At 70.8% G+C, this 14,636-nt stretch carries 14 protein-coding genes; 8 read left to right on the top strand and 6 right to left on the bottom strand.

The genetic code is table 11. From position 1 onward, the window contains the following. Nucleotides 1-93: 93 nt before the first annotated feature. From PD653B2_RS12050 to PD653B2_RS12035, 4 genes are all read left to right on the top strand, one after another. On the top strand, nucleotides 94-1,587 hold the full coding sequence (locus PD653B2_RS12050) for a PucR family transcriptional regulator (RefSeq protein WP_085872621.1): 1,494 nt from the start codon (nucleotides 94-96) through the stop codon (nucleotides 1,585-1,587). A 157-nt stretch (nucleotides 1,588-1,744) separates the two neighbouring features. After that, nucleotides 1,745-3,709 (top strand): FAD-dependent oxidoreductase, encoded by a 1,965-nt coding sequence (locus PD653B2_RS12045; protein ID WP_085872620.1) that lies wholly within the window; start codon nucleotides 1,745-1,747, stop codon nucleotides 3,707-3,709. After that, nucleotides 3,706-4,518 carry an SDR family NAD(P)-dependent oxidoreductase gene (locus PD653B2_RS12040; protein ID WP_085872619.1) on the top strand — a complete coding sequence of 271 codons (813 nt, stop codon included), beginning with the start codon at nucleotides 3,706-3,708 and terminating at the stop codon, nucleotides 4,516-4,518. Before PD653B2_RS12045 ends, PD653B2_RS12040 begins: the two co-directional genes overlap by 4 nt. A 114-nt stretch (nucleotides 4,519-4,632) precedes the next feature. Further along, on the top strand, nucleotides 4,633-5,313 hold the full coding sequence (locus PD653B2_RS12035; protein WP_085872618.1) for a TetR/AcrR family transcriptional regulator: 681 nt from the start codon (nucleotides 4,633-4,635) through the stop codon (nucleotides 5,311-5,313). Here the strand turns inward: PD653B2_RS12035 and nhaA are convergent. From nhaA to PD653B2_RS12020, 3 genes are read right to left on the bottom strand one after another with little or no spacing between them, the layout of a single operon-like run. Further along, nucleotides 5,238-6,626 carry a Na+/H+ antiporter NhaA gene (gene nhaA / locus PD653B2_RS12030; protein ID WP_133058973.1) on the bottom strand — a complete coding sequence of 463 codons (1,389 nt, stop codon included), beginning with the start codon at nucleotides 6,624-6,626 and terminating at the stop codon, nucleotides 5,238-5,240. The genes PD653B2_RS12035 and nhaA overlap by 76 nt on opposite strands. Nucleotides 6,627-6,631: 5 nt before the next feature. Next, the gene (locus PD653B2_RS12025) at nucleotides 6,632-7,585 is read right to left on the bottom strand and encodes a PDR/VanB family oxidoreductase (protein WP_089503953.1); all 954 of its coding nucleotides are present in this window, start codon (nucleotides 7,583-7,585) and stop codon (nucleotides 6,632-6,634) included. Nucleotides 7,586-7,630: 45 nt separating this feature from the next. After that, nucleotides 7,631-8,737, bottom strand: coding sequence for an aromatic ring-hydroxylating oxygenase subunit alpha (locus PD653B2_RS12020; protein ID WP_165763449.1), 1,107 nt, complete (start codon nucleotides 8,735-8,737; stop codon nucleotides 7,631-7,633). Nucleotides 8,738-8,908: 171 nt separating this feature from the next. Between PD653B2_RS12020 and PD653B2_RS12015 the strand changes: the two genes are divergently transcribed. From PD653B2_RS12015 to PD653B2_RS12010, 3 genes are all read left to right on the top strand, one after another. Beyond that, nucleotides 8,909-9,418 carry an Lrp/AsnC family transcriptional regulator gene (locus tag PD653B2_RS12015; protein WP_165763448.1) on the top strand — a complete coding sequence of 170 codons (510 nt, stop codon included), beginning with the start codon at nucleotides 8,909-8,911 and terminating at the stop codon, nucleotides 9,416-9,418. Nucleotides 9,419-9,706: 288 nt separating this feature from the next. After that, a complete protein-coding gene (locus PD653B2_RS25880; RefSeq protein WP_278247458.1) occupies nucleotides 9,707-9,841 on the top strand; it encodes a hypothetical protein in 135 nt (44 codons plus the stop codon). After that, entirely contained in the window at nucleotides 9,838-11,283 is a 1,446-nt protein-coding gene (locus tag PD653B2_RS12010) for a cytosine permease (protein ID WP_085872613.1), read from the top strand. The genes PD653B2_RS25880 and PD653B2_RS12010 overlap by 4 nt, the downstream gene beginning before the upstream one ends. Before the next feature lie 80 nt (nucleotides 11,284-11,363). On the opposite strand, the gene PD653B2_RS12005 is transcribed toward PD653B2_RS12010, so the two are convergent. From PD653B2_RS12005 to PD653B2_RS11995, 3 genes are all read right to left on the bottom strand, one after another. Beyond that, complete coding sequence (locus PD653B2_RS12005) at nucleotides 11,364-11,858, bottom strand: TetR/AcrR family transcriptional regulator (RefSeq protein WP_207559363.1); 495 nt, start codon at nucleotides 11,856-11,858, stop codon at nucleotides 11,364-11,366. 55 nt (nucleotides 11,859-11,913) lie between these two features. Further along, nucleotides 11,914-12,234: a DMT family transporter gene (locus PD653B2_RS12000; protein WP_085872611.1), complete on the bottom strand. Its 321-nt coding sequence runs from the start codon at nucleotides 12,232-12,234 to the stop codon at nucleotides 11,914-11,916. Nucleotides 12,235-12,355: 121 nt separating this feature from the next. Further along, nucleotides 12,356-13,000 carry a TetR/AcrR family transcriptional regulator gene (locus PD653B2_RS11995; RefSeq protein ID WP_085872610.1) on the bottom strand — a complete coding sequence of 215 codons (645 nt, stop codon included), beginning with the start codon at nucleotides 12,998-13,000 and terminating at the stop codon, nucleotides 12,356-12,358. 165 nt (nucleotides 13,001-13,165) lie between these two features. On the opposite strand from PD653B2_RS11995, the gene PD653B2_RS11990 reads away from it, so the two are divergent. Further along, on the top strand, nucleotides 13,166-14,560 hold the full coding sequence (locus PD653B2_RS11990) for an aldehyde dehydrogenase family protein (protein WP_085872609.1): 1,395 nt from the start codon (nucleotides 13,166-13,168) through the stop codon (nucleotides 14,558-14,560). Nucleotides 14,561-14,636 lie beyond the last annotated feature (76 nt).

The following is a 14,636-nucleotide window of genomic DNA, read 5'->3' as shown; positions in this document are numbered from 1 at the left end:
ACGGGCCGTCGTTGCCTCGTGGGTCTGGGTACGCTGCGCGACACCGGCGGACCGTGATCGCCCCCGGCCCCGCGACCCCGCTGAGGTGAACGTATGTCCGGCCTGACCATCGACGACCTGGTAGCCATGGAGCAGCTCGGCTGCACCGTGATCGCCGGCGCCGACGGCGGACGCCGACCGGTGGTGTGGGCGCACTCCTGCGAGCTCGAGGACCCGTGGAACTGGGTCGGCGCCGACGAGCTCTTGATGACCGTCGGCATGTGCGTGCCGCGCGACGACACGGCACAGGTCCGCTTCGTGCGGCGGCTGCGCGAGCACGGTGTCGCCGGCGTCGCGATCGGCGACGACCTCAAGGCGCCGCCCATCTCGGCGGCGATGGCGGCCGAGGCGGACCGGCTCGCGTTCCCGGTGATCACGGTGAGCCACACGATCCCCTTCGCGGCGCTGGGGCGCACGGTGGCGTTGGCCAGCCAGAGCGGCCAGATCCGCCGGATCGCCCGGCTGAGCCGGCTCTACGAGCTCGCCCGCACGGCCACGTTCGGTGACGCGTCCCTGCTGAGTCGGTTGTCCGCGGAGCTCGGGCACCGCCTGCACATCGTCGACGTGCGGTACGCCAGCGAGGTGATGCGCGAGGGTCCGCCCCTCGCCCGCGGGGTGGTCGAGGAGCTGGCCGATCGTGTGTGCGACCAGCTGGACCGCCTGCCGGCGCGGATCAGCCTGGAGTCCGACGGTGCGGTGACGGCGACCGCGCTGGCCCTGTCGACCCACCGCGCCTGCATGTTGGTTGCCGAGGGTCCCGGCGAGGTCGACGTCGACGTCTTCGTGCTGCTGCATGCCCAGAGCCTGATCGCGATGGAAGTCGAACGGATCACCCGGGACCGGGAGCGGGCCGACCTCGACGGCGAAGAGATCTTCCGCCAGGTCATCCACGGCACCCTGGGCCTCGACGCGGCCCAGCTGAGCCTGCGTCAGGTCGGGCTGGCGGTGGCGGAGCCGCTGACGGTGGTGGGGTTCGACGCGGCCCACCTGCCGACGGTGCGGCTGCTGATGGGCGACGCGCCGCTGCCCCACCTGTCCTGCGAGCTGGGCGAGCACGGCTTCCTGATGGTGCCCACCGCCGGCGCGGGGGAGGCCGTCGAGCTGCTCACGCCCCACGTGCCGGCCCTGGGCATCTCGGCGTCGAGCTCGTCGCTGCAGCACGTGGGTGACAGCACCCGGCAGGCCTCATGGGCCCTGCAGGCGGCGCATGCAGCCGGTGGCGGGGTCGCCGACTACACGACAGCCGCCCCGCTCTTCCTGCCGCGGACCCTGGCCGACGCCCACTTCGCGACCCGGATGATCCTCGGCAGCCTGATGGAGCACGACGAGGCCCACGGCTCGGACCTGGTGAACACCCTCGAGGTGTTCCTCTCGACCGACCGCAGCTGGGTCGAGTCCTCCCGGCGCCTGATGATCCACCGGCAGACGCTGGGCTACCGGCTGCGCAAGATCGAGACGCTGAGCGGACGCAGCACGAGAGGCTCGGCCGACATCGCGATGTTCTGGATGGCGCTGGTTGCTCGGCGCATCACCCGCGAGGCCGAGTGATTCGTACGGTGGTCTGAACCGCTCGCCCCGATTCGACCGAGCGGACGATTCCGGCTCCTTGCCAGCCATCCCAGACTCGGGGTGGGGCGATCCGCGGGCGAAGTGCGGCGGAATCCCATATCTTCGTATTATTGATCTTCCGCAGAAAGTGGTCCCCATGCTCACCCGACTGTTCACGCCCCTGCGCGTCGGACCCACCGAGCTGAAGAACCGAATCGTGTCCACCGGGCACGACACGGTGATGATCGAGGACGGGCTCGTCACCGACCAGCTGGTGGCCTACCAGGCCGCCCGCGCCGCCGGGGGCGCGGGACTCATCGTCCTCCAGGTCGGGGGGGTGCACGAGAGCGCCAAGTACACCTCGCACGCCCTCATGGCGCACACCGACGAGTGCATCCCCGGATACCGTCGGCTCGCGGACGTGGGTCACGAGCACGGATGTCTCGTCTACGCCCAGCTCTTCCACGGTGGGCGCGAGGTCATGGAGAGCGAGGACGGGTCGCTGGGTGTCTCGTACGCCGCCTCGGCCGTCCCCAACGAGCGGTTCCGGGTCTTCCCGCGGGCCATGGACATCGGCCTCGTCCGCGAGGTGGTCGAGGGCTTCGGCGCGGCCGCGCAGCGGCTGCAGGCGGCGGGCCTGGACGGCGTCGAGATCGTGGCGTCGCACGGCTACCTCCCGGCCCAGTTCCTCGGACCCAGCACCAACCTGCGCACCGACGAGTACGGCGGCTCGTTCGAGAACCGCCTGCGCTTCCTGCGGGAGGTGCTGGAGACGGTCCGGCGACGCACGGACGGCAAGATGGCCGTCGGCGTGCGGATCAGCATCGGTGAGGACGCCCCGGACGGCCTGACCGCCGAGGACGCCCTCGAGGCGCTGGCGACCCTCGATGCTGCGGGACTGCTGGACTACGTGTCGGTCACTCGCGGCAGCTCGGCGACCCTGGCCGGGTCCGACCACATCGTGCCCTCGATGGCGCGGGAGCCGGGCTACACCGCCCCGCTGTCCGCACGCGTGAAGCGGCGGGTGTCGGTGCCGGTCATCGTGGCCGGGCGGATCAACCAGCCCCAGGACGCCGAGCTGGTCCTCGAGCGCGGGGACGCCGACGCGATCGGCATGACCCGGGCCCTGATCTGCGACCCCGAGATGCCGAACCTCGCCGAGCGGGAGGAGTTCGACAGCATCCGGGCCTGCATCGGCTGCAACCAGGCATGCATCGGGCACTTCCACGCGGGCTACCCGATCTCGTGCATCCAGCGCCCCGAGACCGGCCGCGAGCTGCTGTACGACCTCAAGGTCCCCGTCCGCGAGCCGCGCGAGGTGATGGTGGTCGGAGGCGGTCCCGGCGGCCTCAAGGCGGCCGTGGTCGCCGCCCAGCGCGGGCACCGGGTGACCGTCTACGAGGCCGGCCGGCGGGTCGGCGGGCAGGTGCTGCTGGCCGAGCGGCTCCCCGGCCGTGCGGAGTTCGGGGGAGCGGTGACGAACCTCTTGAACGAGGCGGCGCGCAGCAACGTCAAGATCGCGACCGGGGTCCGGGTCGACGCCGCCTTCATCGCGGAGCAGTCGCCCGACGCGGTGGTGGTCGCGACCGGAGCACAGCCCTACCGGCCGAACTTCGAGTTCTCCGACGAGGCCGTCGTGCTGGAGGCCTGGGACGTGATCCGGGGCGAGGTTCCGCCTCAGGGCCCGGTGCTCGTCGCCGACTGGCGCGGGGACTGGGTGGGCATCGGCACCGCGACCATGCTCGCCGAGCGCGGTCGACGGGTCACGCTGGCCACCATCGGCTACCAGGCCGGCGAGCTGCTCCAGCAGTACGCCCGCGACGAGCTTCTCAAGCAGATGTTCCGGGCGGGGGTGACGGTCGTCCCGCTCACCCGGCTGTTCGGTGCCGACGACGACACCGCGTACCTGCAGCACGTGCTGACCGACGAGCCGGTGCTGGTGGAGGGCATCAGCGCCGTGGTCCTCGCCCAGGGCCACGCGCCCGACACCACGCTGGGCGACGAGCTGGCGGCCCTGCCGGCCGACCAGAGGCCCGAGGTGCACGCCGTCGGCGACTGCGTGGCCCCCCGCACCGTGGAGGAGGCGATCCTCGAGGGCATGCGGGTCGGGCACGCGCTGTGAGCAGCCCGGCGAGCGATCCGACGAGCTCGACGAGCGGCCCCGGGAGCCGGCTCGCCGGCAGGGTTGCGCTGGTGACCGGGGCGTCCCGCGGCATCGGCGCCGCGATCGCCGAGCGGTTCGCGGCCGAGGGCGCCCGCGTGGTCGGTCTGAGCCGGACGGCGCCGAGTGGTGCGCCGATGCCCTCGGTGGAGCACCTCACCGCCGACGTGGCGCGAGACGACGAGGTCCGTGCGGCCGTCGAGCAGGTGGTCGCCCGGCATGGCCGCCTCGACGTGGTCGTCAACAACGCCGCGGTGGAGCGCGAGGGCACCGTGGAGGAGACCAGTCTGGACGTGTGGACCGAGGTCATGGAGGTGAACGTGCGGGGCGTCTTCCTGGTGAGCAGGCACGCGATGGTCCATCTGCGCCGTACCCGCGGGTCGCTCATCAACATCGCGTCGGTGGACGGGTTCTGGGCGGAGCCGGGGCTGGCCGCCTACAGCGCCTCGAAGGGTGCCGTCCTTGCGCTGACCCGGGCGATGGCGCTGGACCACGGTCCCGAGGGCGTGCGCTGCAACAGCATCTGTCCCAGCTACGTCTCGACCGACATGCTCGAGCAGTTCTACGACGCGCAGCCCGACCCGCAGCGCGCCCGCGCCCAGGCGGCGGGGGTGCACGCGCTGCGCCGCATCTCCGCACCCGAGGAGATCGCCGGGGTCGCCGCTTTCCTCGCCTCGGCCGACGCCGCCTTCGTCACCGGCCAGGCGATCGTGGTCGACGGCGGACTGACCGCCGGGCGGGCCTTCCCACTCGAGAACGTGGTCGTCTGAGGGCCCCGGCGACCGGGCTGCGCCGGTGTCACTGCGCCATCCGTCATACTGACATCGACGGTTCGCACCCGTGAGGAGCCGTTCGACACCCTGCCCGCACCGAGGAGGAACGCCGTGGCCCCCCGATCGCTCCGCGTGGGTCGGGACCTGACCGCCGAGGAGCGCCGTACCGCGGTGCTGCGGGCGGCCGTCGAGTGCGTGGCCGTGAGCGGCTACGACAACCTGCGGCTGCGCGACGTCGCCCGCGCGGCGGGCGTGTCCACCGGTCTTCTCCAGCACTACTTCGAGACCCGCGACGAGCTGGTCGCCGAGGCGTTCCGCCAGGCCAGTGAGGACCTGCTGCAGGAGTGGGGCGTCCTGTTGGCCTCGAACCCCCCGCCATGGGAGCGCCTGGACGCGCTGGTGAGCCAGCTGGCCCTCCGGGAAGGGCTGCGCACCCACTGCATGGTCTGGGTGGAGTTCGCCACCGCGTCGGCGCGCATCCCCAGCATGCGCGAGGGGTTCAGGTCGATCTACGACAAGTGGTATGCGCTGGTCCGCGAGACCGTCGAGGACGGCACGAATGCCGGCATCTTCACCCCGGTCACGTCCGTCCCCGACGTCGTCGAGCTGCTGCTGAGCCACATCGACGGCTGCGAGCTGAACATCGCCTCGGACCCCGAGGGGATGACCGGACCCCGGATGCGCGAGCTCACCCTGCGCCTGGCGGCGACCCTGCTTCAGTACGACGGGTACGACGCGGCCGACGGCTCGACCGGGAGTGGTGCACGCGAGGTGGCGCGCAGCGCTCCGTAGCCCAGGACCGCCGCGAGGGTGCTGCCCACCAGGATGCCCATCCGCGCCGAGTCCGCGGACGCTGCGTCGGTGAACGCGAGGCCGGCCACGAACAGCGCGACGGTGAAGCCGACGCCGGCGCACATCGCGACCGACGCGAGCTGGAGCCAGGAGACCCCGGTCGGCAGGACCGCCAGCGGCGTGCGGCTGACCAGCCAGACGGCGAGCAGGATCCCGACGGTCTTGCCGAGCACCAGGCCCAGCACGATCCCCAGGGCCACGGGGGCCTGGTGGAGGTCGCGGAGGTTGCCCAGGTCGATGGGGAGCCCGGCGTTGGCCAGGGCGAAGACGGGCAGCACGACGAAGGTGACCCACGGGGTGAGCCGCCACTCCAGGCGCTCCAACGGTGACTCGGCCTCGACGGTCATTCGTCGCAGCTCGCGCAGCGAGTGCGTCTTCGGCGAGTCGACGCGCACCAGCGAGCGCACCCACGCCAGGTACGGCTCTCGCGGGTGGAACGGGCGGGCGGGCGTCAGGAAGGCGAACACGACCCCGGCGATGGTGGGATGCACGCCGGACTGCAGCAACGCGTACCAGCAGAGCATCGCCAACGCGGCGTACACGGCCAGCGCCCGGACGTGCGCGCGGCGCAGCACGAGGGCCGCGAGGACGGTGAGGACGGCAACGCCGATCCAGCTCGCCACGACCCCCTGGGTGTAGAACACCCCGATCACGACGATGGCTCCGAGGTCGTCGACGATCGCGAGCGTCAGCAGGAAGAGCCGGGCGCCGGTCGGGACGCGGTCGCCCACGGCGGTGAGCACCGCCACCGCGAAGGCGATGTCGGTGGCCATCGGGACACCCCACCCGTGCTGCCCGGGGCCGCCGAGGTTGACCGCGGTGTAGATGAGCGCAGGGACGACCATCCCGCCGAAGGCCGCCGCGATCGGCAGCGCGGCCGCCCGTGGGTCGCGCAGCTCGCCGTCGACCATCTCGCGCTTGATCTCCAGGGAGACCAGGAAGAAGAAGACCGCCATGGCCGCGTCGTTGACCCAGTCACGCAGGGAGTGGCCCGAAAGCCCGGTCCAGCGGCCCACCGTGACGGTGACGGGGGAGCTCCAGAACTGTTCGTAGTGACCGGCGAGCGGGGAGTTGGCGAGGACCAGCGCGACCAGCAGTCCCACCATCATCACGACGGCGCCGGCCGTGGCCGTGGCGCCGAGCTGCTGGAGGGGCTGCACGACCCGGCGGGGCAGGGTGCGGTCCGAGCGGCTCCAGGGAGCCGGCAGGAGCGCCTCGTCCAGGTGCCGGGTCCGGGTCGGCGAGGGGCCCACGCCCGTCACAGGTCCAGCACCAGTCGCGGGGTCCGCGAGCGGCCCACGCAGACCATCATGGTGTCGTTGGTCGCCTGCTCCTCGTCGCTGAGGAGGCTGTCGCGGTGCAGGGGAACGCCGCCGAGCACCCGGGTCTCGCAGCTGCCGCAGATTCCCTCCCGGCAGGAGGTGTCGACCGCGACACCGACGCGCAGCAGCGCGTCGACGATGGGCTCGTCCGCCGGCACCTGCACGGTCAGCCCGGAGCGCTCGAGCACCACCTCGAAAGCGGCGTCCGCCGCGGCGTCGGGGTCGGCCGCCCGCGGCCGGAACCGTTCGACGTGCGTGGACCCGGCCGGGAGCGCCTGCGTCCGCTCCTCGACCGCGGCGAGCAGCGGCTCGGGCCCACAGCAGTACACGTGCACCCCGGGGCCGCACCGGTCGAGCACCCCCACGATGTCCGGGTGCCCGCCCTCGTCCTGGGGCGAGATCAGCACGCGGTCGCCGTACGCCTCGAGCTCCGGCAGGAACGCCATGCTCGCGCGCTGCCGGCCGCCGTAGAGCAGCCGCCAGGGGAGCCCTCGGGCCTCGACGGCTGCGATCATCGGGAGCAACGGGGTGATCCCGATCCCGCCGGCCACGAAGAGGTACTCCGCTGCCGGCTGGAGGATGAAGTTGTTGCGTGGTCCCACCACGGCCAGCTTGTCGCCACGCTCGAGGCTGTGCACGAACTGCGAGCCGCCCCGGCTCTCCGGCTCGAGAAGGACCCCGATCCGCCACGTGGCCAGGTCGTCGGTCCGGCCGCACAGCGAGTACTGGCGGGTCAACGGCCCCAGCTGCACGTCGATGTGGGCCCCCGGCGTCCACGGCGGGAGGTCCGTGCCGTCCACCTGGGCCAGGTGGACGGCACGGACGCCGACGGCGACCTCCTCGATTCCCACGACCTTGACGTCCAGGCGATGTTCGTCGTGCGAGATCACGCGTGTCTTCCTTCTAGGCAGGGTGCTGTCGGTGAGCCGGTCGGCTCAACGGGCCGAGCCACCGTGGATGGCGTCCCTGGTCAGCTTCTGGAAGTGCTCGATCTGGTTCTCGTCCGGGACGAGGCGTCCGGTGTCGATCAGGCCGCTGGTCATGCCCCGCTGCACGGACTCGATCAGCGGCACGTCCTCGGCGCCGACCTCGTCGAGGAACGCCATGAAGTCGCGCTCCACCTCGGGGTCGCTGTCGGGGTCGAAGAAGTAGTCGAAGTACCCGATCGTGTGGTCGACGGCCGTCGGCCGGAAGGAGTAGATCAGCAGGTTGTTCTGGCCCGGCCACGTCATCGGCGCGAAGTTCGGCCAGACGTAGTCGTTCTGGTTCACGCCGATCGGACCGTCGGCCTTGTACGGCGCCGCCGCGGCGTCGTGGAGGACACGGTCCTGGGGCGCGGTGTTCGAGATGAACGTGTGCGCGTCGGTGGCGAACGTGTAGCCGAGGGCGCTGGTGTCGAACGTCCGGGAGTAGTTCGGGTGCGCGACCAGGCAGTGGTAGCACTCGAGGTAGTTCTCGGCCACGATCTTCCAGTTGCCGGCGATGTCGAAGGTGGTGCGCTTGCGCATCGTGAGCCTCTCGAAGTCCACGTTCGCTTCGCGCAGCGACGCCTCGACGGGCCCGATCCAGTCCTGGAACGCCCCCACCTGCGGGTCGAGGCTGACGAAGACGAGGGGCCCCCACACCGCCACCGGCAGCTTGGTCAGGGGGAGCTGGGACTTGTCGAAGTCGTCGATCTGCTCCGAGCGCGGCGCGCCGACGAGCGTCCCGTCGAGGCCGTAGGTCCACGCGTGGTACGGGCACTTGAAGGCGCGGGTGTTGCCGCACCCGCTGGCGACCTCGGAGAACCGGTGCCGGCACACGTTGACCATCGCGTGGACCCCGTCGCGCGAGCGGGAGACGATGATCGGGGTGTCGACGAGAGTGGTCGTGATGTAGTCGCCCGGCTTGGCCAGCGCGTCGACGGTGCCGACGTACTGCCAGGTCTTGGCGAAGATCTCCTTCTGCTCGATCTCCAGGATCGTGGGGTCGGTGTAGTACGACGCGGGCAGCGTCTCGACGAGCGCGCCTGTACGAGGCCGCGGTTCTGCGTGGGTGGTCATGGTCGCTCCTTCGTGTGACTCGGAGCACGGTAGGCCGTAGATTGCTCTTTGCGCAAGAAACGTGCCGACTACTTCCGAAACACGCAGCACACTTCGCGAAGACATCCGGGTTCCGTAAGCCTGAGTTTCCCCCCGGCGGACAACCCCCGGGCGCACGGCTATGCTGCGAGGGTGTCAGAGACCCCCGAGGCGGGTTCCGGTGTCGGCTGGTCGGCGCACCGTTCCCCCCACCAGCTCGACGACCTCGACCGGGCGGTGCTGCACGAGCTGCAGCTCGACGGCCGTCGCTCGTTCCGCGACATCGCCCGCACGATCGGCGCCTCCGAGGCCACGGTCCGTTTCCGGGTGAACCGGCTGCGCGAGAACGGCGTCCTGCAGATCCTCGGCTTCGTCGACCCCGCCGCGCTCGGGTACGGCGTGCTCAGCAGCCTCTTCGTGCGGGTGCGGCCTTCCGCGACCATGGCGGTGGTGGAGACGATCGCGAGCTGGCCCGAGGCCATGTACGTCTCGAGCACCGTGGGCCGCGCCGACCTGTTCGTCCAGATCGTGTGCGAGGACCAGGAGAGCCTGTTCCGGCTCATCAGCGAGCGGATCGGGGCCTTGGCCGGCGTTGAGGGGGTCGAAACGCTGATGGAGCTCAAGGTGCACAAGGCGCAGTACGTCTACGCGAGCCTGGAGTGACCGCGCAGGCGGACAGCGCTCGCGGCCACCACCCGTTCCGGGGCGAGATGTGAACGCAATCACGCGAAGCGCTTGACAATTATTACAGAAATATTGGAATGTGAGCGCCGCCATAGTCCTCCAGCTCGGCGGGGGTCTCGGCTTCCCCGTCGCCGACCGGGGGCCCGATCGGTTCACAATCACGCTGGAGGATCCATGAGCGCGTCCGCTTCAGATCAACCCCTGGGGTCTCCCCCCGTCACCCCCGCTCGGTCTCGGCACCGGGAGCCTGCTGGGCTGCCCGCCGACGTGGCTGAGCGCTTCCGAGCGGCCACCTCGCCGGAGAACGAGGGCGAGTCGTTCGTCCGCAACGACTACCTGGTGTTGCTGGCCGCGTGCCTGGTGGCTCCGGTGCTGTTCATCGCCCTCGCGTGGCTGGCATGAGCGCCCCGAAGACGTCCGGCGGGAGCGATGGCGTCCCCCTGCTGCTGTCGGAGCGGAGCTGGACCGGACTGGACCTGCTGGCGTCCTCCGCCTCCACGTCGGTGGCCACCTGGTGCTTCATCATCGGCGGCACCGTCAGCTACTACCTCGGCGCGGTGGCAGGCTCCCTCACGATGATGGCAGGCGTGCTGATCGGCATGCTCTTCATCATCTTGGCCCTGGTGCCGGCCTCCACGAAGTACGGGCTGGACTCGACCTCCGCGTCCAAGGCGTTCCTCGGCAGCCGGGGCTGGGGATTCTCGGCCGTGCTGCTGTTCGTCAGCCTCGCCGGCTGGAACGCGTTGCTGCTCATCGTGCTCGGCCGCGCCGCCGATGCCATCTTGGTGGCAGCAGGGGTGGTGCGCGAGGACAGCGGTGCCTGGGTTGCCACCCTGGCGATGCTGCTCGGAGCCCTGGCGGTCTGGTCGATCGCGCGCAAGGGCCCCGATGCGGTGCGTGACTCCCAGAAGTGGATCGCCGCCGGGGTCCTGGTGCTCTCCTGCGTGGTCATGGGCCTGCTCGTGAACAAGGTCGGAGTCTCGGGCCTCCTCGACGCGAAGCCCAGTGCTCCCTCGCCGAACAAGGCCTTCAACGTCACCACCGGCGTCGAGCTGTTGATCGCGTCGGCGGTGGGCTGGTGGCCCTACGTGGGCGGCATGGTGCGTCTGGTTCCCAGTGCGCGCCGCGCCCTGTGGCCGAGCATCGCCGGCCTCGGCGTCCCCGTCGCGATGGTCTCGCTGATCGGTCTCTACGCGGGCCTGGTCGTGCCCGCCTCCGGCGGTGACCCCACCGTGTTCCTGACCCAGGTGGGGGGTCTGCTGTTCGGCGTCATCGGTCTGTCGTTCATCATCCTGGCCAACATCGGCTCCACGGTGGTGGGTGTCTACGCCATGACGGTGAGCCTGCGCAACGTGCCGGCGATCGCCAAGCGGACCTCGTGGAACACCACCACGATCATCTCCCTGTTGCCCGTGGTGTTCGTGATGGTGTTCCTCGCCGACGAGTTCTTCGAGAACTTCCCGTCCTTCCTGGCGATGTGCGCGCTGATCTTCGGTCCCATCTGCGGCGTGCAGATCGTCGACTACTTCATCCTGCGTCGTCAGCAGCTCGACCTCGCGGACCTGTACGGCGCCAGCCCCGACAACAAGTACAACTTCTGGGCCGGGTTCAACCCCGCCGGCTTCGTGGCGATCGCGGCGGGTGTGCTGGCGTACCTGGCACTGCTCAACCCCCTCACCTACGAGTCGCACGCCTTCTACTCCTACACCACCGCCACCGTGCCGTCGGTGCTCACAGCGGGAGCCGTGTACTGGCTGGTGAGCCAGCTCGTCATCGCCCGGGGCAAGGGCGGGTACTCGCGCGCCGCCCGTGACCGGGTGCGCTCGTCCGCGTCCTCGGGCTGAGCCGGCGAGCGACCAGGGGGCGGGGCCGCAGCAGCGGTCCCGCCCAACGGCGGTGTGGGCGAGCTGTGGCCGGGTGGGACTCAGGATCCGGTGAGGCGGGCGACCTGGAGGCGCAGGGCGTCGAGATCCAGGTCCTGTCCTGTGACCAGGGTCTGGAGCATGGCCCCGTCGATGAGGGTCACCAGGGCTCGGGCGGTCTCGACGCCCACCGACGGCTCCAGTGCCGCGGTGGCGTCCTCGAGCCACGCCAGTGCCAGGGGTCGGAGGCGGAGGTCGCGGGCAGCGGCGAGGTAGAGCTCGTAGTCCACGAGGGCTCGGTTCCGGTCGGCCAGGTACTCCTGCACGAGGTCGGGCAGGACGGTCGAGACCTGCACGTTCGTGGCCAGGGCCGCCGCCCAGGTGGACAGCTGGGCTCGCGACGTGGCCGCGGCGTGCTCCAGCGCAGCCTCCAGCAGGTCGTGCAGGGTGGGGAAGTAGTAGGTGGTGGCCCCGAGCGGGACACCCGCGCGGGCCGCGATCGCGCGGTGGGTCACCCGTTCGAGGCCCATCTCGGCGATCATCTCCGTGGCTGCCACGACGAGGTCGCGTCGGCGCCGTTCCGGATCCCGGGCCCGACGGCCCGTGCCGCCGCTAATGGGCGCCGGCCAGGTTGAGGACGATCACGCCGCCGACGATCAGCGCGATGCCCGAGACGGTCGCCGGGGTGAGGCGATCGCCCAGGAACGCCAGTCCGATGGCCACGATGGCGGCGGTCCCGAGACCCGACCACATCGCGTAGGCGACGCCGGTGGGGATCTCGCGCATGGCCTGGGCCAGCATGGCGCAGGCGAGGAGGTACGACGCCATCGCTCCCATCGAGGGCCACAGCTTGGTCAGCCCCTCGCTCGGCTTGAGGAGGCTGGTGCCCAGGACCTCGAAGCCGATCGCGACCACGAGCCACACATACGCCATCGCCAAACCCCTTGTGTACGTTTGTACTAATAGGAGCACCTTACCTCAGTGCGCGACCGGCTGTCGCGTTCGACCGAGCTCGGCCGGCGAGTCCGGCAGCTCGGGGGTCGAGGGGTCGGCCTCAGCGCAGGGTGGCGGGCCCGGATACGCCCAGGAGTGCCGCGGCAGCTGCCTGCAGCTCGGCCGTCAGCACGTCGCGGTCCATGGCCCGGACCTTCAGCGCGACGGCAGTCTCGCCTCCGTCGATGACCGCCAGGATGGTGGCGACCACGGAGTCGACGTCGGTGACGGGGGCGAAGGATCCGTCGTCGACGCCGCGCCTGACCGCGTGCCGGATCGGCGCGCTCCACGCGTTCCAGAACTCTGCCATGAGCTCGCGGAGCCGGTCGTCGTGACGAGAGGCGGCCACGAACTCGATCCACAGGGCGCATCGCTGCGCCAGGTCGGACCCGGCGTACACGTTCGCGAACATGGTGCGCAGGGCTTCCCAGGGCGTGGCTGTGGGGGATTGGGTGCCGAGCACGCCGTCGATGACGCCGTAGGCGTGTTGGGTGAAGGCCTCGCGGATGAGCTGGTCGCGTGAGTCGAAGTAGTGCTGCAGTGTCCCGACCGACACGTTCGCGCTCGCCGCGACGTCCTTCAGCCTGACGTTCGACGTGCCGCGTTGGGCGACCAGGCCGAGCGTCCTGTCCAGGATCAGCCGCTTGCGCTGGTACAGGACGTCGTCATCGAGGGCGGGTCGTCCGACGCGATTGACCGTGGTCACTGCACTCCTCAGATCGCCTGGTGCGGATTGCCCGTCTCACCCTAGGACGCCGGCCGCCAGTCACACGGTGCCCGCGTCGCGGCGGTTCGGGACGGCGAGCGCGGCCGAGTCATTGACAGTCGGCGTCCGCGTGCATTAATAATACCGCACTATGAGGAAGATGTCGTGAACACCGCCCCCGCCCAGCCCTCGTACCGGGTGACCAGTCCGGTCACCGGTCAGGTCCTCGAGGAGTTCCCCACCGCCACCGACGCCGAGATCGAGGTCGTCCTCGCCCGTGCCGCGGCCGCCCAGAAGGACTGGGCGAAGCGGCCCGTGGTGGAACGAGCCGCGATCGTCGCGGCGGCGGCAGAGCTGTTCGCCGAACGGGCCGACGAGCTCGGCAGCCTCGCCACCGCGGAGATGGGCAAGGACCGGGAGTCGGCCGCGGGAGAGGTGGAGTTCTGCGCCGACATCTTCGCCTACTACGCCGACCACGGGCCGGAGCTTCTCGCCGACCAGGTCCTGCCCGCCGACGGGGGAGCGCAGGCGCGCGTGCAACGGCTCCCGACGGGTGCGCTCCTGGGAGTCATGCCCTGGAACTTCCCCTTCTACCAGGTCGCGCGCTTCGCGGCGCCCAACCTCGTCGCGGGCAACGCCGTCATCGTCAAGCACGCCGAGAACTGCCCGACGTCAGCGGTGGCCATCGAGCGACTGCTGCGCGAGGCCGGGTTGCCGGACGGCGTCTACGTCAACGTCTTCGCCAGCCATGACCAGGTCGCCGGCATGATCGCCGACCGGCGAGTGGCCGGGGTCTCGTTCACCGGTTCCGAGCGCGGCGGCGCCGCCGTCGCCGAGCTGGCGGGCCGGAACCTCAAGAAGGTGGTGCTCGAGCTCGGCGGGTCCGACCCCTACATCGTTCTCGACACCCAGGACGTCGCCGCGGCGGCGTCCGCCGCCTGGGGCACGCGCATCTACAACAACGGGCAGGCATGCAACTCCAACAAGCGGATCATCGTGATGGCCGACATCTACGACGACTTCGTCGCCGCCCTGACGGCCGAAGCCACCGGCCTCGAGCCCGGTGACCCGGCCGAGCTGGGCCCGAACGCCTTCCCGCCGATGGCGTCGCGGCCCGCTGCCGAGGCCCTCGTCGCCCAGATCGAGGACGCCGTCGAGCAGGGCGCCACGCTCCATGTCGGAGGTTCGCTCGTCGAAGGACCGGGCGCCTACGTGCGCCCGGCCGTCCTGACGGGGGTGCGACCGGGCATGCGAGCCTACGCCGAAGAGCTGTTCGGGCCGGTGGCCGTGGTGTACCGGGCGGAGTCCGACGAGGACGCGGTCCGGATCGCGAACGACTCCGACTACGGACTCGGCGGCGCCGTCTTCAGCGTCGACCCGGCACGGGCGGCGGCCGTCGCCGACGCCCTGGACGTCGGGATGACCAACGTCAACACGGCGGCGGGAGAGGGAGCTGCGCTTCCCTTCGGCGGCACCAAGCGGTCGGGATTCGGCCGCGAGCTGGGGCCGCTCGGCATCGAGGAGTTCGTCAACAAGCGGCTCTACTACGTCCACGGCTGATCGTGGGGCGGGTTCCTGTCCGGACAGGCGGCCGGGAACCCCTCGGTAGGGACCTGAGGAGTGTCGGACCAATGGC

This window comes from Nocardioides sp. PD653-B2 (assembly GCF_002117935.1).
In the GTDB taxonomy this organism is placed as follows: Bacteria; Actinomycetota; Actinomycetes; order Propionibacteriales; family Nocardioidaceae; genus Nocardioides.
This window is presented reverse-complemented; position numbering and strand designations above follow the sequence as displayed.